Source organism: Sphingomonas sp. PP-CE-1A-559, from assembly GCF_004340965.1.
Taxonomy (GTDB): domain Bacteria; phylum Pseudomonadota; class Alphaproteobacteria; order Sphingomonadales; family Sphingomonadaceae; genus Sphingomonas.
Genome location: NZ_SLYA01000001.1, coordinates 595,223 through 616,865 on the forward strand (window position 1 = coordinate 595,223; position 21,643 = coordinate 616,865).

Genomic DNA, 21,643 nt, shown 5'->3' on the forward strand with positions numbered 1-21,643 from the left:
CGTGCAAAGCCCGATGAGGCGAGAGGATACCGCATGCTCTACGATGCCTATGAATTCCAGCGTTCGATGATGGCCGGCGCCAGCAAGATGGCCAGCTTCGGTGCGGATATGCTCAACAATCCGGCAAACCCGTTCGCCTATTTGGGCGGCGGCACGGTGGTCGCGTCGGCGCTCGAAGTGTTCGCACACGCGAATGCGACGCGGGGAAAGCCTGCCTTTGGTCTCGACACGACGACGATCGACGGCCGCGAGGTCGCGGTCCGCGAGGAGATCGTGCTGCGGAAGGATTTCGGTCAATTGAAGCGCTTTGTTCGTGACGGCATCGACGGTGGTCCGAAGCTGCTGATCGTCGCGCCGATGTCGGGCCATTACGCGACGCTGTTGCGCGGTACGGTCGAGCGCATGCTGCCGTTCGCGGACGTCTACATCACCGACTGGCGCGATGCGCGCAGCGTGCCGCTGTCGGCAGGGCGGTTCGATCTCGACGATTACATCGACTATCTGATCGAATATCTGGAGACGATCGGCGCGAACGAAGGGCAGGGGGGCACGCACATGCTCGCCGTCTGCCAGCCCTCGGTGCCGTGTTATGCGGCCGTCGCGTTGATGAGTGCGGACAAGAACCCGTGCCGGCCGAAGACGCTAACGATGATGGGCGGCCCTGTCGACACGCGCGAGGCGCCGACCGCGGTGAACACGCTGGCGACCGAGCGGCCGCATGCGTGGTTCGAGCAGAACGTGATCGCGACGGTGCCAAGCAACTATTCGGGCGCGGGGCGCAAGGTTTACCCGGGCTTTCTGCAACTCGCCGGGTTCATGTCGATGAATCTAGGCAACCACATGGTCTCGCATTGGGAGATGTATAAGCATCTCGTCCAGGGCGACGGCGAGAGCGCCTCGCAAAGCCAGGATTTCTACGAGGAATACCGGTCGGTCTGCGACATGACCGCGGAATTCTATCTCCAGACGATCGACGTCGTGTTCCAGAACCATGCGCTGCCGCGGGGGATCATGACGCATCGCGGTCGGCTGGTCGATCCAGCGGCAATCACCGATATCGGGTTGCTCGCCGTCGAGGGAGAGCGCGACGACATTTCGGGCTTGGGGCAGACCAAGGCGGCGCTGACGCTGGCGACTGCGCTACCCGACGAGAAGAAGCGCTATCTGATTGCGGACGGGGCCGGTCATTACGGCATTTTCAACGGGTCGCGCTGGCGCGACAAGATCGCGCCCGTTGTGGAAGAGTTCATCACCGCGAACGGGTAAGAGAAATGGGCGGCCTTTTACGGGCCGCCCATAATTGGTTCAGGCGATCGAGTTTACCACCGCGTGGCTGCTCGACTCGTCCGAGCGGATCGTGCCGCCGAACAGCATCTTGAGGCGGCCACCGACCGAGATATCGGTTTCCCACAGCTCGGCGCTGTCGATGTCGAAGCGCAGCAGCGTCAGGTTGGGGTCTTCCTTGCCGCCCGGAAACCATGCCTCGACCTGGTTGTTCCAGAGCTTGTCGATCTGCGTACGGTCGTTCGACGTCGACACGTCGCCGGCCATGCACGCGAAGAAATCATGGCCCTTGCCGACGAACTGCGCCATCGCCGCGCCGCCCTTGGCTATACGGTTGTCGCGGCCGGCGAAGAAGAACAACGTGTTGGGCTGATCGTCGTCGATCTGCGCGGTCATCGGCTCGGAATGCTGGACGTCGTTGAGGCCGATCATCACGAACGGGCTGGCCTTCAGCTTGTCGATGAACTTCGCTGCGACTTCCTGCGGGGTATCCTTGTCGGCCATCGTCATTCTCCTATTGGCTTGGATTGCCACTGAGAACGGGTGGGGCGGGGGTTGGTTGCGCGGGATCTCTGGTCGGCACACGCGCTGCTGCTGGATAAAACCGCGACCAATGGGCCATGTCGACGATCGCCGTGGTTCTGCAGCACCACGGAAAATACGGTGAATTCGATTTGCCGATCTATGCGTCAAACAGGATTTGGTGAGGCGCATCTTACTGCTATTGCAGGACTATGGAGAGTATTCATTCCGCCGTAACGGACGTTCGCGTCGAAGAGCGTGCCGTCGTCGACGCTCAGACCTTTGCTACCGAAGTAGCGGGACGCTCTACCCCGGTGGTGTTGCGAGGGCAGGTTGCCCACTGGGCCAGCGTGCGGGCGGCGGAAGGTGGCGACGACGCGACCGCAACGTATCTGGCCGGCCTCGGTGATGGCGGCAAGCCGATGGACGTGCTGATCGGCGGTCCCGAATTCGGTGGCCGATTCTTCTATCGCGGCGATAATCTGGAAGGTTTCAACTTTCACCGCGAGAAGGCCCCATTAGCGGTCTTGCTCAGCGAATTGTTGCGGTTGTCCAGCATGCCCGAGGAAAAGCGGCATTTCCTGTATGCCAACGCGGCAACCGCGCCTGAGCATTTGCCGGGGTGGTTGGCAGCCAATCCGATCAACCTGCCGCTGGGCGGAGCGACGCCAAGGCTGTGGATCGGCAACGGATCGCAGACCGCGACACATTATGACGGCTCGACGAACCTTGCCTGCGTAGTCGCCGGCCGACGCCGCTTCACGCTGTTCCCGCCGAACCAGGTCGGCAATCTGTATATCGGACCACTCGACCGGACGCTGGCAGGGCCGCCGTCCAGCATGGTCGATCCGTTGGCGCCGGACCTGCACCAGTTTCCGCGATATGCCGAGGCGCTGCGTCATGCACTGGTCGCCGATTTAGGGCCGGGTGATGCGTTGTTCATCCCGGCGATCTGGTGGCATCATGTCCAGGCGTTCGGGACGCTCAATGTGTTGTGCAATTACTGGTGGGCGTTCGATCCGACGGTTTCGGCGTTTCACGCGATGGTCCATGCCATGATGGCGGTGCGCGATCGCCCGCCGGCGGAGAAGGCGGGGTGGCGAGCCTGGTTCGAGCATTACGTGTTCGACGACGATGCGGCGGCGGCTGGCGATCATCTGCCCACGGCAGCGCGTGGCGTGCTCGGCCCAGCCTCGCCAGATCGTACCGAGCGGATCCGCGGCTATCTGTTGAAAGCGCTACAGCGACGCTGACCGGGTGCCGTCGATGAAGCCGGCTTAGGCAGGCGGCGGGTTGCATTTGGTCGCCTTGCCGCCATCATCGACGATGCCCGGGACGACCGGACGTCTTGCGTACACGTTTGCGACCATCGAAACGTAAGCCGTGTCGGTCGAGTTTAGTCGCAGCCGCAACGACGGTGAGCGGCTCGAGCATCAGCCGATACGGTTCACGCCAACCTTGCGAGCGCATGGGCATGGGATGGCATATGCGTCAGTGAAGTAGCGACTACGCGTTCGATCTGCGCCAACCGATTGGCGGCGGTCTCGATCGGTATGCCGTCGCAGATCGGATCGTAGCCTGAGACGGGGGCGTTCTGTCCGGTCAACACAGCGAGCCAGCTGGTTTCGTTGAACAGTTCGTCGGCCTCTCGAAAGATGCGGCCGCCGGCGCAAAACAATGCAAGCTTTTCGGCCAAGCCTTCCGGGATCGCTGCTGCTGCGCGGTCGCGCCAGAAGGGTTCGGCGCGCGCATTCAAATGGTAATGTGCGACGAGGAAGTCTCGGATGCGACTGAATTCCGCGGTCATGATGCGGTTGTAGCGCTCGACCACGGCCGGGGCGGGACGCGCGCCCGTCGGCAACATCCTGAGCAGATGCTGCAATCCGCTTTGCACCAGATGAATGCTGGTGGATTCAAGCGGCTCCATGAACCCGGCCGCCAGACCCAGGGCGATGCAGTTGCCGCTCCAGAAGTAATTGCGATGGCCAGTTGCAAAACGGATCACACGAGGGTCGGCAAGCGTCTCGCCTTCCACCCCGGCCAGCAACGTAGCGGTCGCCTCGTCCTCGCTAATATGGCGGCTGGAGAAGACATGGCCGTTGCCGGTGCGGTGCTGCAACGGGATACGCCAGCGCCAGCCGGCACGCTCGGCAATCGCCCGGGTGAGCGGCAGCGGTGCGGCGTCGGCAACCGAAGGCACTGCGACGGCACGGTCGCAGGGCAGCCATTCGGCCCAGTCGGTCCATCCTGCCTCCATCCCGCCTTCGATCAAGAGGGCGCGAAAGCCGGAGCAGTCGAGGAACATGTCGCCGGCGATGCGGCTGCCGTCGGCGAGATGGACGGCCGCGATACCCGCCGGGCCGCGTTCGACGCGTTCGACCAGCCCTTCGTGGCGGACGACGCCGTATGCCTCGGCCTGCGTGCGCAAGAACGCGGCGTAGCGCCCGGCGTCGAAATGATAGGCATAGCCGATCCGCGAGAGGGGTGAGTCGCCATTGGCAATCGGGCGTGAGAAACGGCCGGTCTCCGCCGCGCGCGCCTCGAGTGAATAGGCACCCAGCGGGGCTGCGAGGCCCGCATGCCGTGCGCGCAACCATTGCGCCGCGAACGATACGCCAGCGATGTCGGTCCCGATCTGGCCAAACGGATGGACATAGGACTCGCCCGGACGCGTCCAGCCTTCGAACCGGATGCCGAGCTTGTAGCTGCCGCCGGTCGCGCGGAGGAAGGCGTCCTCGTCGATCCCGAGCATCGCGTGGAAAGTACGGATCGGCGGGATCGTTGCTTCGCCCACGCCGACCGTGGGGATATCGTCCGATTCGATCAACGTCACGCGTGTGCCGGCAGGGCCAAGCAGTCGCCCGAACGCGACCGCGGCCATCCAGCCCGCGGTGCCGCCACCGACGATCGTTACAGATCGTAGCGCGTCGGTCATGCGCGCACACGCGTCGGGCTGGTACGGGCGAGATAGTCTTCGTGGCGCGGCATCCGGGCTGCGGCGTCTGCGAACATCGCGCGCAACCGATCAAACCGGGGGTCTACGTCGCGGGCGTCGACCGTATCGGCAAGACGGTCCCAGCCCTCGGGAACGATGCCTTGCCCCAGCAACACTGCGACCCAGCTTGCTTCGGCGAACAGATCGTCCTCCCATCGGAACAGTCGTCCGCGACGTCGCCACAGGGCAATCTTCTCGGCCAGACTATCGGGGATCGCCCGCGCCCCGGCCTCGCGCCAGAACGGGGAATCGGTCCGGCGGGTCGCGTGATAGTGAAGCGCCAGGAAGTCGCGAACCTGGTCGAACTGCGTTTCGGCAAGACGATTATAGGTATCGATCTCGACCGGCGAGAAACCTTGGTCGGGGAACAACGCCAGCAGCTTCGAGATACCGGTCTGCACCATGTGGATACTGGTGGATTCGAGCGGCTCGGTGAAGCCGGAGGCTAGGCCGAGCGCGACGACGTTGCCTATCCACTGTTTTCGGCGTCGCCCTGCCGTGAAACGCAGGATGCGAGGGTCGGCAAGCGGCGGCCCATCTACACCGTCGAGCAAGGTCGTGGCGGCCTCGTCGTCCGAGCAATGCGCGCTGCTGTAGACATAGCCGTTGCCGGTGCGGTGTTGCAGCGGAATGCGCCATTGCCATCCGGCTTCGCGCGCGGTCGACCGGGTGTATGGCGTGATCGCGGTGCCGGTATTGGCGGTCGGCATCGCGACGGCGCGGTCGCAGGGCAACCAGCGCGTCCAGTCCTCGTAACCGGCACCGAGCGCCTGCTCGATCAGCAACCCGCGGAAGCCGGAGCAGTCGAGGAACAGGTCGCCTTCGATCCGGCGGTCGCCGGCGAGCGTGACATGACGGACGTGTCCGGTATGGCCGTCAAGCGCGACATCGCCGATCTCGCCCTCGATCCTAGTGACGCCGTCGCGTTCCGCACGACCTCGTAGGAACCGAGCGTAAAGGCCGGCGTCGAAATGATAGGCATGCGCCATCTGTGACAATATCGATGCCGGGTCGGGCGAGGGGGGGGCGAACCGCCCGGCCCGCGCGGCTACCGCGCACAGCGAGTAGGCGTCGATGTTCTCGACCACGCCTGCGGCTCGGCGACGTCGCCAATGTTGGTGGAAGCGGACGCCCTCGATATCGAAGCCGAACCCGCCAAACGGGTGGAGATAGCGTTCGCCGATCGCACCCCAGTCGACGAACTCGATGCCGAGCTTGAAGCTGCCTGCGGTCGCCGCCAGAAACGCCGCTTCGTCGATGCCGAGCATCGCGTTGAAGGCCCGGATCGGCGGGATCGTTGCTTCGCCGACACCGACGGTGCCGATCGTATCGGACTCGATCAGGGTGACGCTGGCGCCCGTCGGGATCAGTCGTGCCAGCGCGGCGGCCGCCATCCAGCCCGCGGTGCCGCCGCCGACGATGACGATGCGGCGGACAGGCGAACCCAGCGTCATGCGGCAGCCAGTTCGGCCATGGCGTGCGCGTAAGGCGGAAGCGCACGGACCTGCGCAATGATCCGCGCGCGATGATCGGCGAAATGCTGCTGGATCGTCGCCAGGGGCAGCGCATCGGCGCGCGCGTCGTACCGCCGTGGCACAAGACCCATCGCGTCGAACATCGCGGCCCAGTCCTCCTCTTCGAACGGTTCGTCGTCGAACATCGGCAGACGTCCGCGGGCAGCAAATAGAGTGCGTTTCGCCTCGACGGCATCGGGAAGCACCGGTTCGCTGCGCTCGTCCCCGATCGCGTTTGAACCGCGGGCTGCGGCCTTCTGTGCGATGACGAAGTTGCGGGCGCCCGTCATGGCGTTTGCCGTAAATCTATTGAACGCCGTGGCTTCGACGGGTGCGCGGCATTCTGCGGGCCAAAGCTGGATGAGCTGCGCCAGCGACCGCAGCAGCACCGTCAGCGCGGTTGGGTGCAGTGGCTCGATAAGACCTGCAGCGGCGCCGAGTGCGATACAGTTGCCGTGCCAGGCCTCGACGCGGCGGCCGGCACGGAACGGCGTGCCCTCGCCACCCGCGGTACAGGTCAAACGCACGTCGGCGCCACCGAGGGGCCAGGTTGCGGTCCAGCCCGAACCCTGCACATCGATTTGCGTGTAGGGTGGCGGTGCGCCTGCTGCCGACAGCGTTTGCGTATGCGTCCGGTCACACGGCAGCCAAGCCGACCAATCGTCGAATGCCGGCGCCGTCCGGCTCGCGATGCGCGCGCTGCTGCCGGAACAGTCCAGCACGAGCAACGGTGCGATATCGGTGCCGTCCGCCAATTTCAACATCTCGACGATGCCGTTCGCGTCGATCCGTGGGTCGGCCAACGGTGCGTTCGCGCACGACGCACCGAAGTTCATCGCGGCCGCGCGTAGCACCGCGGTGTAGCGTTCGACCGGCAGATGCAACGCATGCGCGATCGGGGCTTCGAGAGCGAACCGGCCGGCCTGTGCGGCAACCGCAGACAAGGCATAGTCGGCCAGACGCACATGGGCCCCGTCCTTGCGCAGCCGCCCGGCAAGCTGGTGAAACGCAATCCCCTGAAGCGGCATGCCCGTTTCGCCGTAGGACAGGAACGCCGCGGTGCCGTCCTTGCGCCAGCCACCGAACGCGACGCCGAGCGCATGGCCTCCGCCGGTTGCGCGGACAAGCGCCGTCGGTTCGATACCAAGATCGGCGTGAAACCCGCCAAGCGCTGGCGGCACCGCTATCACCGGCGCAAAATCGCCTAGCCCGTCGCCAGTCGTGCCATCGTCGATCACGACGACATGATAGGCGTCACGAGGCAGGCGACGGGCAAGCGCGGCGGCGGTCATCCAGCCGCACAGGTTCGCGCCTAGGATTGCAACGGTCTGGCTCATGCCGCGGCCTTGATCCGTCCTATATAGTCTTCGTGCAAGGGCATCGCTTTGGCTGCACTCGCACAGGCGGCGGCGACCCTGGTGACATGGGCCCGCGATGTTGCCATCGTGATATCCGCTATCAACGGGTTCACGCGATCCGGCATGATGCGTTGGCCGTAATAGACGGCAAGCCAACTCGCCGGCAGGAACATGCCCTCTCGATAGGATGCGACGATGCCCCGCTCGCGGAATTCGGCGATCTTCTCGGTCAGCGACGAGGGCAGGGTCATGGTTCGCATGTAGCGCCAGAATGGCGTGTCGTCGCGTTCCGTGGCGCAGTAGTGCAGCACCAGGAAGTCACGGACCCGGTCATATTCCAATGCCATCGCGCGGTTGAACTCCGCCGCATCCGCTGGGTCGAACACGCCACCGGATGGAAACAGTTCGATGAGCTTGCCAATCGCGAGCTGGATCAGGTGGATGCTGGTCGATTCGAGTGGTTCGAGAAACCCCGCGGACAAGCCGATCGCGACGCAGTTCCCAACCCATTGCCGATCTCGCCGGCCCGTCCGAAAGCGCAGCATGCGCGGTTCGGCAAGCGCCTCGCCCTCCAGGTTATCCATCAACACCGCACGTGCGGTTTCCGGATCGGTGAACCGTGTCGAGAAGACGTGACCGTTCCCCGTGCGATGCTGGAGTGGAATGCGCCATTGCCATCCAGCTTCGCGCGCAGTCGCCCGCGTGTACGGCGTCAACGCACCGGCATTGGCGGTCGGGACCGCCCAAGCAGCATTGCACGGCAGCCAGTGCGACCAATCCTCATGTCCGACTTTTAGTGCGCCATCGATTAGGAGTGCGCGAAAGCCCGAACAGTCGATGAACAGGTCACCCGCGATCCGTCGACCATCGGCAAGGCGAACCGCGTCTATACCGCCCGCGCTTTGCTCGACCGCATCGACGCGTCCTTCGATCCGGACGACGCCGCGCGCTTCGGAATAGTCGCGCAGATAGGCAGCGTAGAGCGTCGCATCGAACTGATAGGCGTAGGAATAGGTCGACCCGATCGAGCGCGGATCCTCAAGCGGCGGCGTAAAACGATTGTCGCGCGCGGCGACGATCGGCAGCGAGCAGTCTTCCAGCTTCGGTAAGCCGTCAGCGCCACCGCGCGTCGCGTGCGCCCAATACTGGTGGAAAGGCAGGCCATCGATGTCGTGCCCGAAATCGCCAAAGGGATGGATGTAGCTGTCGCCGATACGGCCCCAATCGCGAAATTCGATGCCAAGCTTGAACGTCGCATTTGTACGACGAATAAAGTCGGCTTCGTCGATACCCAATTTTTGATTGAAGAATCGGATGTGCGGAACCGTCGCTTCGCCGACGCCGACCGTTCCGATGTCTTCCGACTCGACCAGGGTCACGTCGGCAAGTCGCCCGGCGAAACTCATCGCCAGTGTTGCGGCAGTCATCCAACCGGCGGTACCGCCACCAATGATCACGACTTGTATGCGGGCGCTCATGGCCAATCGTCATCCTCTCTGTGTTGTATCTTAGCAACTGCGCGCTCATTTCCGAACGTTCTTAACCTTTTATGTAGCTGTTACATTCGTGTGACGCTACCTCGCCCGGCAGATAAAGCGCGCCAACAAATGATAGCGCTATCTGTAAAGGGGATGCCAAACGTCATGACCACTGCGAATATCCTAGTTGCGTCTCGTCGTGTTGGTGCGTTGAAAGGCGGGGCATCGTTGATCGCGCTCTGCTTGGCCGCCGCACCGCAAGCGTTGCAGGCCCAGCAAGCTGAGCCGGTTCCCACGCAGAGCACGCCGACGGCGGCGGCGCTTGACCGTACCGCACCTTCAGATCGGGCGGCGGCGGCCAGTGCGGATACGTCCGTTTCGGGGCAGGCGCAGCCTTCCGCAAACGCGCAGGTTCCCTCGGGCGGTGCTAGGCCGACTCAGGCCGAGCAATCGACTGCGACACCGCAGAGTGAGGCCGCCAACCAGGACATCGTGGTCACCGGCATTCGTCGCAGTCTGCAGAGCGCGCAGGCGATCAAGAAGAATTCCGAAGTCGTCGTAGACTCGATTTCGGCTGAGGATATCGGTGCATTGCCGGACCGTTCGGTCACCGAAGCATTGCAGCGCGTTCCGGGCGTGTCGATTAGCCACTTCTCCGCTGGCGTCGATCCGGACCACTTCTCGACGGAAGGGTCGGGTGTCGTCGTTCGCGGTCTCACCTACACGCGCTCCGAGATCAACGGCCGCGATTCGTTCAGTGCGAACAACGGTCGTGGCCTGTCGTTCGCCGATGTTCCTTCGGAATTGCTGGGCGGCGTCGACGTGTTCAAGAGCCCGTCGGCCGACATGATCGAAGGGGGCATTGCCGGTACGGTCAATTTGCGGACTCGCCTGCCGTTCGATTCCACCGGGCTTTCGCTGGGCGGCACGCTGGAGAACAACTACGGAGATTTCGTCAAGAAGTCTTCGCCGACCGTTTCTGTCCTCGCCAGCGATCGCTGGCACACCGGCATCGGCCAGTTCGGCCTGCTTGGCAGCTTCGTGCGATCGCAGGTTCGCTCACGCGCGGACAGCGTCCAGATCTCGAACTGGGGCGAACGCGTACTCACGAGCGGGGGCGACCTGCTACAGCCGCTCGGCGCCAACAACCTTCCGAACGTCGGGACGACGGTGTACGTGCCGCGCGGTGCGGCGATCCGCAGCCAGGAATTCAACCGTACGCGCTACGGGTATTCGGCGGCTGGCCAGTGGCGCAGCAACGACGAGAAGATGACCGCGACCGCGCAGTTCCTGCGCGCGGATTCGCGCGAGGCCTGGACCGAGAACTCGATCGAAGTCGCTACCGACAACGTTTTGACCGCGGGGGACTCCCAGCCATTCCCCGGCACGAGCTTCGCGTATGACGACGACAATGCGTTCACCAGCGGTCTCATCACCGGTCCGAACGGCTATCGCGCCGATCAGGGTAGCGACATGCGTACGCCGACCAATGGCTTGCAGAGCAACAACATCGCGCGCGGCAACACGGCACGTTACATCACCAACGACGCCAGCTTCAACTTCAAGTGGCAGCCGACGACGCGTCTGGGCGTGACCGTCGACTACCAGCACGTCTGGTCGAAGGTAAACGTTAGCGATCTCACCGTCTGGGGGACGACCTACCAGAATGCCGACATTCGATTGAACGGCAGCGACCCGGCCTATGTGAACTTCATTCCCGTTACCAACGGCGCCAACAACTACCAGAATGCGGCGCATCCGAGCTACGCGGACCCGTATAACAGCTTCTACCGGTCGGCGATGGACCATATCGAGGACAGCAAGGGCAACGAAGACGCCGCGCGCATCGATCTGGACTATTCGTTCCCGGAGGAAAGCTGGCTGACGTCGATCCGCGCCGGCTATCGCTTCTCCGATCGTCAGAACGAAGCGCGGTCGACCGCGTATAACTGGGGCGTGTTGAGCGAGATCTGGGGCGGCGGCGATGGCAGCATGACCGCACCGGGGTCGACCGGCGGACCGGTATGGTTCGACCGCCCGATCGATGGCAATCCGACGACCCGCGACGCGGGCGCGCCGGGGCCGCAACAGGCCTTCACCTACGATAATTTCTTCCGTGGGCAGGCCAATGATGCGTCCAACGGTGGCCGTGTATTCTATCCGGGTAGCCAGCTTCAGGATTACGGCGCCGCGGTCCAGCAGATCAGCCAGATCGCGCACGAATGGCGTAATTTTACGTCGACCAATTCGGGCGCGGATGGCTGGGTGCCGCTGGCGCAGCGTTCGGGCGTGATTGCTGGAACGCCGTTCCGTCCGGGCGAGGTAAATCCGGTCAGCGAGCGTAACAACGCCGCCTATCTCGCAGTCCGCTTCGGCAACGATTTGTCGAACGGGTGGAATCTGAGCGGCAATGTCGGCGTGCGCTACACCAAGACACGGCGTATCTCGTCGGGCTTCTTCTCGTTCCCGAACCAATCGTTCAGTTGCGTTCCACCCGCCAACGGCACTGCAATCTCGCGGTTCTGTGCGCTGCCGGACGCGACCCGCGCAGCTGCATTGGCGTTCCAAAACGGCAATCTCGTGCCGAACAATACCAAGCTGACCTATGACTACTTCCTGCCGAGCTTCAACGTGAAGCTGGCGGTAGGGGGTGGCCTGCAGTTCCGCGCCGCGTTCAACAAAAGCGTCGCACCGCCCGATTTCGGGCAGACCCGGTCGTTCTACAATATCGGGCTGACGACCAGCGACCAGACGATCCTGTTCAACGGCGGACCGGTGGCGATCTTCGACGTCGGCAACCCGAACCTCAAGCCGGTCCGTGCCGACAATTACGATCTGACTGCGGAATGGTATTTCTCGAGCGTCGGTCAGCTGACCTTCTCGGCGTTCGCGAAGAACCTGTACGGCGTACAGTCCGTCGGGACGCAGCGCTTGTCGTTCACCAACAATGGCTCGACGTTCGATGCCATCGTCACGACGCCGCTGAACTCGGGGGATACGGGCAAGGTGCGCGGGTTCGAGGTCGGGTACCAGCAGACCTATGGCTTCCTGCCGTCGGTGCTAGGCGGTCTCGGGCTCTCGGCGAACTTCACCTATGTGCATTCGACGGGTGTGTCGCAGCAACAGCTGGACCCGAACGATCCGAACGTAACGGCGGGGATCATCTCCTCCGTCGATACCGGGAAGCTGCCGTTGCAGGGGTTGTCGAAGTACCAGTTCAATATCGGGCCGTTCTATCAGCGCAATGGCCTGGAACTGCGCGCCGCGTATAACTGGCGGTCACGGAACCTGTTGACGATCCGCGATGTGATCACGCCGTTCGCGCCGGTCTATGCAGAGTCGTACGGGCAGCTCGATGCGTCGGTCTTCTATGCGATCACGCCGGCGGTGCGGATGGGCTTCCAGGGCGTGAACCTGACGAACTCGGTGACGCGGACGTCGTACGTCATCAACGATGACCTGCTGACCCGGCCACGCAACTGGTTCATCAACGATCGCCGCTTCACCTTCTCGATCCGCGTCGCGATCAAGTAAGGCGATAGCTGGCCGGCTGGTCTGGTCGGCTTGATATAATCGTTTGGGGCGTCCCGATCGTACGGGGCGCCCCTTGTTGCGTCCGCGGCGCGGCATGGCGGTGTGGTGGCGGCACTGCGGCGCACGTCTGATCACGTGCAAACCAGTTCACCAGATGTACTCCGCGCTTGCGTCATATTCCGCAACGGCTCACGGCGCCGACAAGGAATAACCCCACGCGGAGAATCCTAATGACCAAGACCGCCGATTACACGCCGCCGAAGATCTGGACTTGGAACAAGGAGAGCGGAGGCCGGTTCGCCAGCATCAACCGCCCGATCGCCGGCGCTACGCACGACAAGGAACTGCCGGTGGGCAAACATCCGCTGCAGCTCTATTCGCTGGCGACGCCCAACGGGGTGAAGGTGACGGTGATGCTCGAGGAGCTTCTCGCTGCTGGTCACACGGGTGCCGAATATGACGCCTGGCTCATCAAGATCATGGACGGCGACCAGTTCGGCAGCGGCTTCGTCGAGGCCAACCCGAACTCGAAAATTCCGGCACTGGTCGATCGCAGTGGTGAAAGCCCGATCCGGGTCTTCGAGTCTGGCTCGATCCTGGTCTATCTCGCCGAGAAGTTCGGTGCGTTCCTGCCCACCGAAGTCGCCAAGCGCGCCGAGGTGCTCTCGTGGCTGTTCTGGCAGATGGGGGCGGGGCCGATGCTCGGCGGTGGGTTCGGGCATTTCTACGCGTACGCGCCGGTAAAGATCGAATATGCGATCGACCGATTCGCGATGGAGGTGAAGCGGCAGCTCGACGTTCTCGACCGGCGCTTGGGCGAGAGCGAGTATCTTGGCAGCGACGAGTATTCGATCGCCGACATGGCGGTGTGGCCTTGGTACGGTGCTCTGGTGAAGGGGCTGGTCTATGAGGCCGCAGAGTTCCTTCAGGTCAACGACTACAAGAACGTCTTGCGCTGGACCGATCTGATCGCCGCGCGGCCCGCAGTGGCGCGTGGGCGGATGGTCAACCGCGTGATGGGTGATCCTTCCAGTCAGCTCCCTGAGCGCCACGACGCCGGCGATTTCGATACGCGGACGCAGGATAAGCTCGACGCCGCAGCGGCTGACGGCGCAACAAGGTGACGCTTCGCTCAAGGCACTGAGCGGTCGTTACCTGGTCACCGCTTTCGCGACGCAATCAGAGCGACCCAGATCGATGCCTGCTGCGGCATCGATCTGGGTCGGCTTTGCTTAGCCGTTTGCCATGCCCTGAATGACACACCGCGCGGGTCCGACGTCGCCTTCGATCACCGCAGCGGTGAAGCGTTCAATGATGGCGAGCAGGCGGCCGGTCTAGACTGTTGCAGCGGTGAGACGCGAGCCATCGATCGATCGGTTTCCCCACTCGACACGAAAACGTTTCGTTTGGAAATGCGCGTCGACAAGTATCAACGGGAAAGGGGCAAACCCTGATGCTCGCGCGGAAAATGAATGTCGCTGATCGCTTCCGTCACGAAGCGGAAGCTGGTGACCCCTACGAGAATCGAACTCGTGCTTACGCCGTGAGAGGGCGTCGTCCTAACCGCTAGACGAAGGGGCCGTTAGCAGAAGCGGGCGTCTACGGAATGGGGTGGCAGGCGTCAAGACAGTTGCCGAACATTCTTGAACGCCCGCAGCATTTTCTTCAGGCGGCGACCTTCTTCCGCTCGGCCATTTCCTCATTGAGCATCTCGGCCAGCAGGAAGGCGAGCTCGAGGCTCTGGCTGGCGTTGAGGCGCGGGTCGCAGTGCGTGTGGTAGCGATCGGCGAGGCTCTGCTCGGTCACGTCGACCGCGCCGCCGGTGCACTCGGTCACGTTCTGGCCGGTCATCTCGGCGTGGATGCCGCCAGCGTGCGTGCCTTCCGCGCGGTGGACCGCGAAGAAGCCGCGGACTTCGGCGAGGATGCGGTCGAACGGACGCGTCTTGTAGCCATTGGCGGCCTTGACGACGTTGCCGTGCATCGGGTCGCAGCTCCAGACAACCGGATGGCCCTCGCGCGTGACGGCACGGACTAGGCGGGGCAGGTTCGCCTCGATCTTGTCGTAGCCATAGCGCGTGATCAGCGTCATCCGACCGGGTACGCGGCCGGGGTTGAGCGTGTCGAGCATCCGCAGCAGCGCGTCGGGCTCGAGGCTCGGGCCGCACTTGATACCGATCGGGTTGCCGATGCCGCGCAGGTATTCGACGTGGCTCGAGCCCTCGAACCGCGTGCGATCGCCGATCCACAGGAAATGCGCGCTGGTGTCGTACCAGTCGCCGGTCAGCGAATCCTGCCGGGTCAGCGCCTGCTCGTACTGGAGCAGCAGCGCCTCGTGGCTGGTGTAGAAATGGGTCTGCGCGAGCTGCGGCACGGTCTCGGGGTCGATTCCGCAGGCCGCCATGAACTCGAGCGCTTCGCCGATCCGGTCCGCGGTCTCGGCATATTTTTTCGACCACGGGCTGCGGCCCATGAAGTCGTGCGTCCAGCGGTGGACCTGGTGCAGGTTCGCGTATCCTCCCTGTGCGAACGCGCGCAGCAGGTTGAGCGTGGCGGCCGACTGCGAATAGGCGCGGATCATCCGCTGGGGATCGGGCGCGCGCGATTCCGCGGTGAAGGCAATGTCGTTGACGTTGTCGCCGCGGTACGAGGGCAGCTCTACGCCGCCGATCGTCTCGGTATCGGTCGAGCGCGGCTTGGCGAACTGGCCCGCCATGCGACCGAGCTTCACCACTGGGAGCTTCGACGCGAACGTCAGGACGACCGCCATCTGCAGAATGACGCGAAACGTGTCGCGGATGTTGTTCGCGCTATGCTCGGCAAAGGACTCGGCGCAGTCGCCGCCCTGCAGCAGGAACGCCTTGCCGGCCGCGACTTCGGCGAGCGATGCGGTCAGGTTGCGCGCCTCACCGGCGAAGACGAGCGGCGGGAAGGTCGCCAGCTGATCGGTCGCGGCGGTCAGCGCTGCGGCGTCGGGATAAGTGGGAAGCTGCCGTGCCTCGTGACGCGTCCAGCTGTCGGGGGCCCAGTTCGCGGCCATATCATGTCGTCCGATTGATGAATTGTGACGGTGGCAATGCGCGAAAACGCCATTTTGCGCAACGAAGTAAAGCTTGGCCGACAGCGGCGAAATGCTGCGCAGGTCGTTCGACCGGATGTGAGTGCTAAATCCATTCATCCTGGATTAAAAAATATATGGCGTCTTCGCTGTCCAATTGGCATGGTCGCCACATGGACATGCCAATGCGTATCATCATCGCACTTTCGATCATCGGCGGGGGTATTTTGGTCGGCGTACCGATCCTGATCATGTACTCGCGCCGCCGCCGCGCCGACAAACTTCGTCGCCGCGGAATCAAGAGCTACAATCGCAGCCCCCGCCCGGCCACGACCCAGACCGGTCAGTAACCCGCGTCGAGATCGGCGACGTTCTTCATCGGCCGACCGGCGAGGAACGCCGCGAGGTTGTCGAGGAACAGTGTCGCCCCGCGAGCGAACATCGTCGTCTGGCTACGGCCAGACAGGTGCATCGTGACGATCGCGTTAGGCGTCGACCAAAGCGGATGATCCGCGGGCAGGGGCTCCGGGCTGGTCGGATCGAGCACGGCCCCGGCAATCGTCCCATCGGTTAGTGCCGCGATCAGCGCATCGTCGTCGATCATGTCGCCGCGCGCGATGTTGATCAGCCAGGCGGACGGCTTCATCCGGTGTAACTCTTCGCGACCGATCATCGCGTGCGTCGCGTCGGTCGAGGGCGCGGCGAGGATTACCCAGTCGAACGCGTCGAGCCGATCGCGCCAAGCGTCGGGCGTGACCGTGCCATCGCGGCCGGTGCGCGTTACGCCGGTGACCTCGACCCCGAACGCGCTCAATCGGTCGCCGATCATCTTGCCGATCGTGCCATAGCCAATGACAAGTGCCTTGGTTCCGGCGAGTTCGATCTTGCCGGGCGCGTCCTTCAACCACTCATGACGGTCCTGCGCGCGGACGACGGTATCGAAGCGCTTGGCGGCGACGAGCACCGCCATCACCGCATATTCAGCGACCGCGACGGCGTTGATGCCGGCACCATTGGTCAAAGTAACGGCGTTCTCCCGCAGAGTGTCGAGCGGGAACGCGTCAAGCCCGGAATAGATCGTCGAGACCCATTTGAGGTTCGGCCCGGCATGGCGGATCGCGTCGGCGACGAGTTCGGTCGGCTGCATATCCACCCAGGCGATCTCCGCGTCTGCGATCATCGCGTTGGCTTCGTCCGGCTTGGCGAACCAAGCGACGTCTAGGTCCCCCGGCAGGTGCGGTTCGAGGAGCGGGCGGGCGGCGGCTGGGAGGACGGCTTTCATCCGGGGAACATCGGCGTGCGGCGGGGCATGTCAAGTTATGCCGCGCTCTGCGACGGATCGGTCCCGCGTTCCCCTGCAGTAACACGCTGCCATAATGGTCTCGTCATCCCCGCGCAGGCGGGGATGACGATGCTCAAGGGCTCGCGATTTAACCGTGAGGCTTGCCAGTATGGGTTCCCGCCTGCGCGGGAATGACGATCAGATTTTCCCTGTGGCCTTAGTTCCTGGACCTACCCGACGTGCTCACACCACCACGATCTTCCAGTCCCAACCTAGCGAATCGCCATCCATCACCTCGACACCTGCGGCGGCGAGTTCGTCGCGGATCGCGTCCGATCGCCCGAAGTCTTTCGCAGCGCGCGCATCGCGGCGATCCGCCAGCCGTGCGGCGATCGCATCCTCGTCGATCGTCGCCGTGATTGGCCGGATCCGCAGGTCCTCGCGGCGGATCGTCGCCAGGTCCAGCCCCAGTACCGCGTCGAAATCGTCCAGCGCAGCGACACGGTCCGCAGGCGCGACCCGCTTGTCCGCAAGCAGTTCGTCGAGAATCGGCAGCGCGCGCGGCGTGGCGAGATCGTCCGAGACGGCCTCCTCCAGTCGGTCGGCATAGGCATGCGCGCTACCCGACGGGCCGCCGGGCTCGCGAGCGCGCAACGTCTCGACCGCTTGCACCATGCGCTTCAGGCGGATCGCCGCCGCGGCCAGATTCTCCCAGGAGAATTCCAGCTCGCTTCGATAATGCGCCTGGAGGCACATCAGTCGGTAGGCGAGGGGGTGGAAGCCGCGGTCGACGATCGTCTGCATGGTCGTGAACTGGCCGGTCGACTTCGACATCTTGCCCGCGCGCTCGACGAGGAAGTTGTTGTGCATCCAGACGCTCGCGCCGGTATCCGCGCAATCACAATGCGCCTGGTTCTGCGCGATCTCGTTGGGGTGGTGGATCTCGCGGTGGTCGATCCCGCCGGTGTGGATGTCGAAATGCGCGCCGAGGTAATGTTTGCTCATCACCGAGCATTCGAGATGCCAGCCGGGCGCCCCGCGACCCCAAGGCGAATCCCATTCCATCTGGCGGTTCTCGCCGGGCGTGGACGTACGCCAGATCGCGAAGTCCTGCGGGTTGCGCTTGCCGGCGACCGGCTCGATCCGACTTTCGACATCATCGGTCGCAGCCCGTGCGAGGCGACCATAGTCCGGGACAGTCGTCACGTCGAAATACAGCCCGCTGTCGAGCGTGTAGCAATGCTTCGGCGCGATCTGCTCGGCGAACGCGATCATCTCGGCGATGTGATCCGTCGCGACCGCCCAGCGGGCCGGCGGCACGACGTTGAGGCGCGCGACGTCGCGTTTGAACACGTCGGTATAATAGGCCGCGATCTCCCAGATCGAGCGTCCTTGTGCGGCGGCGGCCTTCTCCATCTTGTCGTCGCCGACATCGGCGTCGGAGGTCAGGTGGCCGACATCGGTGATGTTGATGATGTGGGTCGTCGGCCACCCCTTCCACCGCAGCACGCGACCCAGCGTATCCGCGAACAGGAACGCGCGCATGTTGCCGATATGCTGGTAATTATAGACGGTCGGCCCGCAGGTGTAGAGCCCGACATTGGTTGGATCGATCGGCTGGAAGGTCTCGAGCTGGCGCGAGAGGCTGTTGTACAGTGTCAGGGGGATGCGGGTCATGGCCTGCTCTTAGCGCTGCATGCGCCCTCCCGCAAAGGCGCTGACATGCCGGGCAGACCCGCCAAAATAAGTGGTTTGGCTTGAAACGACGGTGCTCCGCTGATAGGGGGCCCAGTTCATGCGGCGCGGACCTGTTCGCGACGGCAAAAATCTATTCGTCCGGAGCTTATCGGGTTTATGCAGATCATCGTACGCGACAACAACGTCGACCAGGCCCTTCGCGCGCTTAAGAAGAAGCTGCAGCGCGAGGGCGTGTATCGCGAGATGAAGCTGCGCCGGCATTACGAAAAGCCGTCCGAGAAGCGCGCACGTGAGCGTGCAGCAGCGATCCGTCGCTCGCGCAAGCTCGACCGCAAGCGCGCAGAGCGCGACGGCGCACGCTAAGATTTTGTCGGCCGTACCCGGCGAGCGGGTGGGTCGATAGTTCGGGGTGTCGTGATCGGCACCCCAATTGCTTTCCAACGGCACGCGCGGCGCTCCGGCGTGACCAGATGACCGGGGCCTGATCCGATGTCGACCGTCACCGCAGTGCCGCTGCAGCCAACCAAGCGCAGCTACCTCGTCTATCTCTGGGTTGGTATCGCGCTTGCGCTGATCGCCGCGGTTGCGCTGGCGCGTCAGGGTGACGATCCCCTGGCCCGCAATGCGCGCGCGCGGGGCGTGGTCGTTACCGCATCCGGCCTGCAGTACAAGGTCATCGCGCCCGGCAAGCCCGGTGCGGCCAAGCCTACCGACGCCGACGTCGCGCTGGTGAATTACGAGGGTAAGCTGCTCAACGGCACCACCTTCGACAAGTCGCAGCAGCCGGCGCCGATGCCCGTCACCGGCGTGGTCCCCGGTTTCTCCGAGGCGCTGAAGCTGATGCCGAAGGGGGCGAAGTACCGCTTCTGGATGAAGCCGGTGCTTGGCTATGGCGACAAGGCTAACGGTCCGATTCCGGCGAATTCGACGCTCGTGTTCGACGTCGAGTTGCTCGACTTCCTGCCACAGAGCGTGGTCCAGCAGATGCAGGCGCAGGCGCAGATGGGTCGCGGCGCTCCTGGTGGTATGCCAGGCGGTGCGCCGGGCGGCATGCCCGGTGGCGCGCAGACGCCGCCGTCTCAGTAAGTGATGGTGGGGGTATGGGTCTGAACCCGTACCGCGATAGAATATCGGATTTGCAACGCGTCTCGCTTCATTGCGGGGCGCGTTCTGCGTTCAGGCCAGGCGTCGTGCCGTTATGCGCGAGCCTGTGATGAGCTTGCTCGTTCGGTCGGCGGACAAGTGGGCTACCCGGTAGAAGGTTGACCTGATCCGGTAGAGGATCGGCGTGCAATCCATTCGCAGCGGAGGATGGCGTAGAGGGCATTAGGCTGACCTGTATGGCAGTCGGGTGCTGCGAGGTCAGTAAGTTCAGACGTCGTTCGGATGAGCAACGCGGCGATACGTCGTCGCAGGTATTGTTTCGGCTTCCGGCGCTAAGGCTGATGCCACCTCATGCTCAGCCATCCTGAGCAAGTGCGGGTTCTAGTCCGCTCTGCACGGAATAGCGCAGCCGGAGCCTACCGGATGCCTTTGGCCATCGACGGTATGGAGCAGATCGGGGGCTGAGTTCTAAGCGTGACACGGCAGCACATTGTGCTTCGGCATGCACTGGACGGCCTGTCCAAAGAACGGCAGGCAAAAAAATAGCGGCCCGAAGACCGCTATTTCTCGAACTAAAGTCGTAAGACTTAGTTGCTGTCCGAATCGTCGTCGTTGTCTGCAACGATAACGATACCGGCGATAACTGCAGCTGCTGCGAGAACCGCAACGATGATGCCGCCGCCAGCGAGCTCGTTCTTGTCAGCCGAAACCGAACCCGAACGGACCGAATGTGCAACCGACAGATTTGCCGGTGCTGCCATGGCCGGAGCAACTGCCATCGTGGCTGCTGCTGCGGTCAGGAGATACTTCCCAAGACGCATGATGAACTCCCTTTGTGCTCGTCGCGGCAGGCAATGGCATAAAACCTTACCCAACGCAACTAAGGCCCTTTGTAACAACGCGAAGAGGATCGCACTGTTGCGGCAGTGCAACACACACTTCCGCTGTTTCTCTATAGCCGAGGTGCGCCACGAAGAAAGCGTTCGCGTGCAAACCGCATGATATTCGCGGTGAGACGCTTCAGTTCGTCTTTGGCGCTATGGCGGTGCCGGTCTGGAGCGCCCAGGTTTCCGCGCCTTCCATCCCCAGCGCGGTCAGGCGGCCCGACGCGTAGGCGCCGGTGTCGATGCCGATTCGGTGCCCGCGTCGTTCGATCTCGTCGGTCATGGTGTGGCCGTGAACGATCGTCTTTTCCAACGCCGAGCGATGATCGAGGAAGGGATCGCGAATCCACCGCAGGTCCGACGTGCGCTGGAGATCGAGCGGCGTGTCAGGGCGTACGCCGGCGTGGACGAACGCGTAGTCGCCGATCACGATCATGTCCTCGAACTTGCGCAAGAACTCGCGGTGTTCGTCCGGCACGAGCGTTTCGAGCCGTTGCACCAGCTCTTCATAGTCGAGTCGCTCATATTCCGCAGCTTCCATGCCGTAGCTCAGCACCGTCTCGCGCCCGCCGATGCGGCAGAACAACCGGAGCGCCTTGGGTTCGCCGTCGAGCGCACCGAGGAAGATCTCTTCGTGATTACCGAGCAGGAAGCGGACGTCGGGGCGGTCGGGGCGGGCATGCGCCAGCGCGCGCAACCGATCGATCACTGCCGCCGAAGCAGGCCCCCGGTCGACGATGTCGCCGAGGAATATCAAGGTCGTTTCCGCTGCACTGCGGTCGCGTTCGTCCGCCTCGATCAACCCGATCAGTTCGTCGAGCAGATCGGCGCGGCCGTGAATGTCGCCCACGGCATAGACGCGGCGACCGGGAGGAACCTGCGGTTGAGTCGGCTTGGCAACGCTACGGGACTTGAAAAGCTTTGAAATCATGC

The 21,643-nt window shown here is 63.6% G+C and carries 17 protein-coding genes and 1 tRNA gene; 7 read left to right on the forward strand and 11 right to left on the reverse strand.

Translation table 11 applies throughout. From position 1 onward, the window contains the following. Nucleotides 1–33: 33 nt before the first annotated feature. Entirely contained in the window at nucleotides 34–1,266 is a 1,233-nt protein-coding gene (gene phaZ / locus C8J42_RS02650) for a polyhydroxyalkanoate depolymerase (protein WP_133018807.1), read from the forward strand. A gap of 39 nt (nucleotides 1,267–1,305) precedes the next feature. On the opposite strand, the gene C8J42_RS02655 is transcribed toward phaZ, so the two are convergent. Then, nucleotides 1,306–1,788 (reverse strand): pyridoxamine 5'-phosphate oxidase family protein, encoded by a 483-nt coding sequence (locus tag C8J42_RS02655; protein WP_133018808.1) that lies wholly within the window; start codon nucleotides 1,786–1,788, stop codon nucleotides 1,306–1,308. Nucleotides 1,789–2,018: 230 nt separating this feature from the next. Between C8J42_RS02655 and C8J42_RS02660 the strand changes: the two genes are divergently transcribed. After that, nucleotides 2,019–3,059 carry a cupin-like domain-containing protein gene (locus tag C8J42_RS02660; protein WP_133018809.1) on the forward strand — a complete coding sequence of 347 codons (1,041 nt, stop codon included), beginning with the start codon at nucleotides 2,019–2,021 and terminating at the stop codon, nucleotides 3,057–3,059. Nucleotides 3,060–3,253: 194 nt separating this feature from the next. On the opposite strand, the gene C8J42_RS02665 is transcribed toward C8J42_RS02660, so the two are convergent. Genes C8J42_RS02665 through C8J42_RS02680 form a run of 4 tightly spaced genes read right to left on the reverse strand, consistent with a single transcriptional unit; the run spans nucleotide 3,254 to nucleotide 9,151 of the window. After that, the gene (locus C8J42_RS02665) at nucleotides 3,254–4,741 is read right to left on the reverse strand and encodes a tryptophan halogenase family protein (protein ID WP_133018810.1); all 1,488 of its coding nucleotides are present in this window, start codon (nucleotides 4,739–4,741) and stop codon (nucleotides 3,254–3,256) included. Continuing rightward, a complete protein-coding gene (locus C8J42_RS02670; protein ID WP_056060162.1) occupies nucleotides 4,738–6,255 on the reverse strand; it encodes a tryptophan halogenase family protein in 1,518 nt (505 codons plus the stop codon). The genes C8J42_RS02665 and C8J42_RS02670 overlap by 4 nt, the downstream gene beginning before the upstream one ends. Beyond that, complete coding sequence (locus C8J42_RS02675; protein ID WP_133018811.1) at nucleotides 6,252–7,652, reverse strand: tryptophan 7-halogenase; 1,401 nt, start codon at nucleotides 7,650–7,652, stop codon at nucleotides 6,252–6,254. The genes C8J42_RS02670 and C8J42_RS02675 overlap by 4 nt, the downstream gene beginning before the upstream one ends. Then, nucleotides 7,649–9,151, reverse strand: coding sequence for a tryptophan halogenase family protein (locus C8J42_RS02680; protein WP_133018812.1), 1,503 nt, complete (start codon nucleotides 9,149–9,151; stop codon nucleotides 7,649–7,651). Before C8J42_RS02680 ends, C8J42_RS02675 begins: the two co-directional genes overlap by 4 nt. A 165-nt stretch (nucleotides 9,152–9,316) precedes the next feature. Here C8J42_RS02680 and C8J42_RS02685 point away from each other — a divergent pair, with 165 nt between their 5' ends. Further along, nucleotides 9,317–12,685: a TonB-dependent receptor gene (locus tag C8J42_RS02685; protein ID WP_165895406.1), complete on the forward strand. Its 3,369-nt coding sequence runs from the start codon at nucleotides 9,317–9,319 to the stop codon at nucleotides 12,683–12,685. A gap of 230 nt (nucleotides 12,686–12,915) precedes the next feature. Beyond that, nucleotides 12,916–13,809: a glutathione-dependent disulfide-bond oxidoreductase gene (gene yghU / locus C8J42_RS02690; RefSeq protein ID WP_133018814.1), complete on the forward strand. Its 894-nt coding sequence runs from the start codon at nucleotides 12,916–12,918 to the stop codon at nucleotides 13,807–13,809. Between the two features lie 382 nt (nucleotides 13,810–14,191). On the opposite strand, the gene C8J42_RS02695 is transcribed toward yghU, so the two are convergent. Then, nucleotides 14,192–14,266: transfer RNA gene (locus C8J42_RS02695), tRNA-Glu, on the reverse strand. Nucleotides 14,267–14,350: 84 nt separating this feature from the next. After that, on the reverse strand, nucleotides 14,351–15,724 hold the full coding sequence (locus tag C8J42_RS02700; protein ID WP_056486578.1) for a 3-deoxy-7-phosphoheptulonate synthase class II: 1,374 nt from the start codon (nucleotides 15,722–15,724) through the stop codon (nucleotides 14,351–14,353). A 203-nt stretch (nucleotides 15,725–15,927) separates the two neighbouring features. Between C8J42_RS02700 and C8J42_RS02705 the strand changes: the two genes are divergently transcribed. Further along, nucleotides 15,928–16,092, forward strand: a complete 165-nt coding sequence (locus C8J42_RS02705) for a hypothetical protein (RefSeq protein WP_162236723.1) — start codon at nucleotides 15,928–15,930, stop codon at nucleotides 16,090–16,092. On the opposite strand, the gene C8J42_RS02710 is transcribed toward C8J42_RS02705, so the two are convergent. Beyond that, on the reverse strand, nucleotides 16,086–17,024 hold the full coding sequence (locus tag C8J42_RS02710; RefSeq protein ID WP_133018816.1) for a D-2-hydroxyacid dehydrogenase: 939 nt from the start codon (nucleotides 17,022–17,024) through the stop codon (nucleotides 16,086–16,088). The genes C8J42_RS02705 and C8J42_RS02710 overlap by 7 nt on opposite strands. A 243-nt stretch (nucleotides 17,025–17,267) precedes the next feature. Then, the gene (gene cysS, locus C8J42_RS02715) at nucleotides 17,268–18,701 is read right to left on the reverse strand and encodes a cysteine--tRNA ligase (RefSeq protein WP_133018817.1); all 1,434 of its coding nucleotides are present in this window, start codon (nucleotides 18,699–18,701) and stop codon (nucleotides 17,268–17,270) included. A gap of 177 nt (nucleotides 18,702–18,878) precedes the next feature. On the opposite strand from cysS, the gene rpsU reads away from it, so the two are divergent. After that, nucleotides 18,879–19,085, forward strand: a complete 207-nt coding sequence (gene rpsU / locus C8J42_RS02720; RefSeq protein ID WP_055878578.1) for a 30S ribosomal protein S21 — start codon at nucleotides 18,879–18,881, stop codon at nucleotides 19,083–19,085. Nucleotides 19,086–19,211: 126 nt separating this feature from the next. Continuing rightward, nucleotides 19,212–19,808: an FKBP-type peptidyl-prolyl cis-trans isomerase gene (locus C8J42_RS02725; protein ID WP_133018818.1), complete on the forward strand. Its 597-nt coding sequence runs from the start codon at nucleotides 19,212–19,214 to the stop codon at nucleotides 19,806–19,808. Nucleotides 19,809–20,413: 605 nt separating this feature from the next. Here C8J42_RS02725 and C8J42_RS02730 read toward each other — a convergent pair. After that, nucleotides 20,414–20,647, reverse strand: coding sequence for a hypothetical protein (locus C8J42_RS02730; protein ID WP_176501462.1), 234 nt, complete (start codon nucleotides 20,645–20,647; stop codon nucleotides 20,414–20,416). 199 nt (nucleotides 20,648–20,846) lie between these two features. After that, nucleotides 20,847–21,641 (reverse strand): metallophosphoesterase family protein, encoded by a 795-nt coding sequence (locus tag C8J42_RS02735; RefSeq protein ID WP_133018819.1) that lies wholly within the window; start codon nucleotides 21,639–21,641, stop codon nucleotides 20,847–20,849. Nucleotides 21,642–21,643 lie beyond the last annotated feature (2 nt).

What these genes read in the sequence shown, in the direction of transcription:
- phaZ (WP_133018807.1), top strand. Translation starts at nt 34, where the DNA reads ATGCTCTACGATGCCTATGAATTCCAGCGTTCGATGATGGCCGGCGCC.
- C8J42_RS02655 (WP_133018808.1), bottom strand. Translation starts at nt 1,788, where the DNA reads ATGGCCGACAAGGATACCCCGCAGGAAGTCGCAGCGAAGTTCATCGAC.
- C8J42_RS02660 (WP_133018809.1), top strand. Translation starts at nt 2,019, where the DNA reads ATGGAGAGTATTCATTCCGCCGTAACGGACGTTCGCGTCGAAGAGCGT.
- C8J42_RS02665 (WP_133018810.1), bottom strand. Translation starts at nt 4,741, where the DNA reads ATGACCGACGCGCTACGATCTGTAACGATCGTCGGTGGCGGCACCGCG.
- C8J42_RS02670 (WP_056060162.1), bottom strand. Translation starts at nt 6,255, where the DNA reads ATGACGCTGGGTTCGCCTGTCCGCCGCATCGTCATCGTCGGCGGCGGC.
- C8J42_RS02675 (WP_133018811.1), bottom strand. Translation starts at nt 7,652, where the DNA reads ATGAGCCAGACCGTTGCAATCCTAGGCGCGAACCTGTGCGGCTGGATG.
- C8J42_RS02680 (WP_133018812.1), bottom strand. Translation starts at nt 9,151, where the DNA reads ATGAGCGCCCGCATACAAGTCGTGATCATTGGTGGCGGTACCGCCGGT.
- C8J42_RS02685 (WP_165895406.1), top strand. Translation starts at nt 9,317, where the DNA reads ATGACCACTGCGAATATCCTAGTTGCGTCTCGTCGTGTTGGTGCGTTG.
- yghU (WP_133018814.1), top strand. Translation starts at nt 12,916, where the DNA reads ATGACCAAGACCGCCGATTACACGCCGCCGAAGATCTGGACTTGGAAC.
- C8J42_RS02700 (WP_056486578.1), bottom strand. Translation starts at nt 15,724, where the DNA reads ATGGCCGCGAACTGGGCCCCCGACAGCTGGACGCGTCACGAGGCACGG.
- C8J42_RS02705 (WP_162236723.1), top strand. Translation starts at nt 15,928, where the DNA reads ATGCGTATCATCATCGCACTTTCGATCATCGGCGGGGGTATTTTGGTC.
- C8J42_RS02710 (WP_133018816.1), bottom strand. Translation starts at nt 17,024, where the DNA reads ATGAAAGCCGTCCTCCCAGCCGCCGCCCGCCCGCTCCTCGAACCGCAC.
- cysS (WP_133018817.1), bottom strand. Translation starts at nt 18,701, where the DNA reads ATGACCCGCATCCCCCTGACACTGTACAACAGCCTCTCGCGCCAGCTC.
- rpsU (WP_055878578.1), top strand. Translation starts at nt 18,879, where the DNA reads ATGCAGATCATCGTACGCGACAACAACGTCGACCAGGCCCTTCGCGCG.
- C8J42_RS02725 (WP_133018818.1), top strand. Translation starts at nt 19,212, where the DNA reads ATGTCGACCGTCACCGCAGTGCCGCTGCAGCCAACCAAGCGCAGCTAC.
- C8J42_RS02730 (WP_176501462.1), bottom strand. Translation starts at nt 20,647, where the DNA reads ATGCGTCTTGGGAAGTATCTCCTGACCGCAGCAGCAGCCACGATGGCA.
- C8J42_RS02735 (WP_133018819.1), bottom strand. Translation starts at nt 21,641, where the DNA reads ATGATTTCAAAGCTTTTCAAGTCCCGTAGCGTTGCCAAGCCGACTCAA.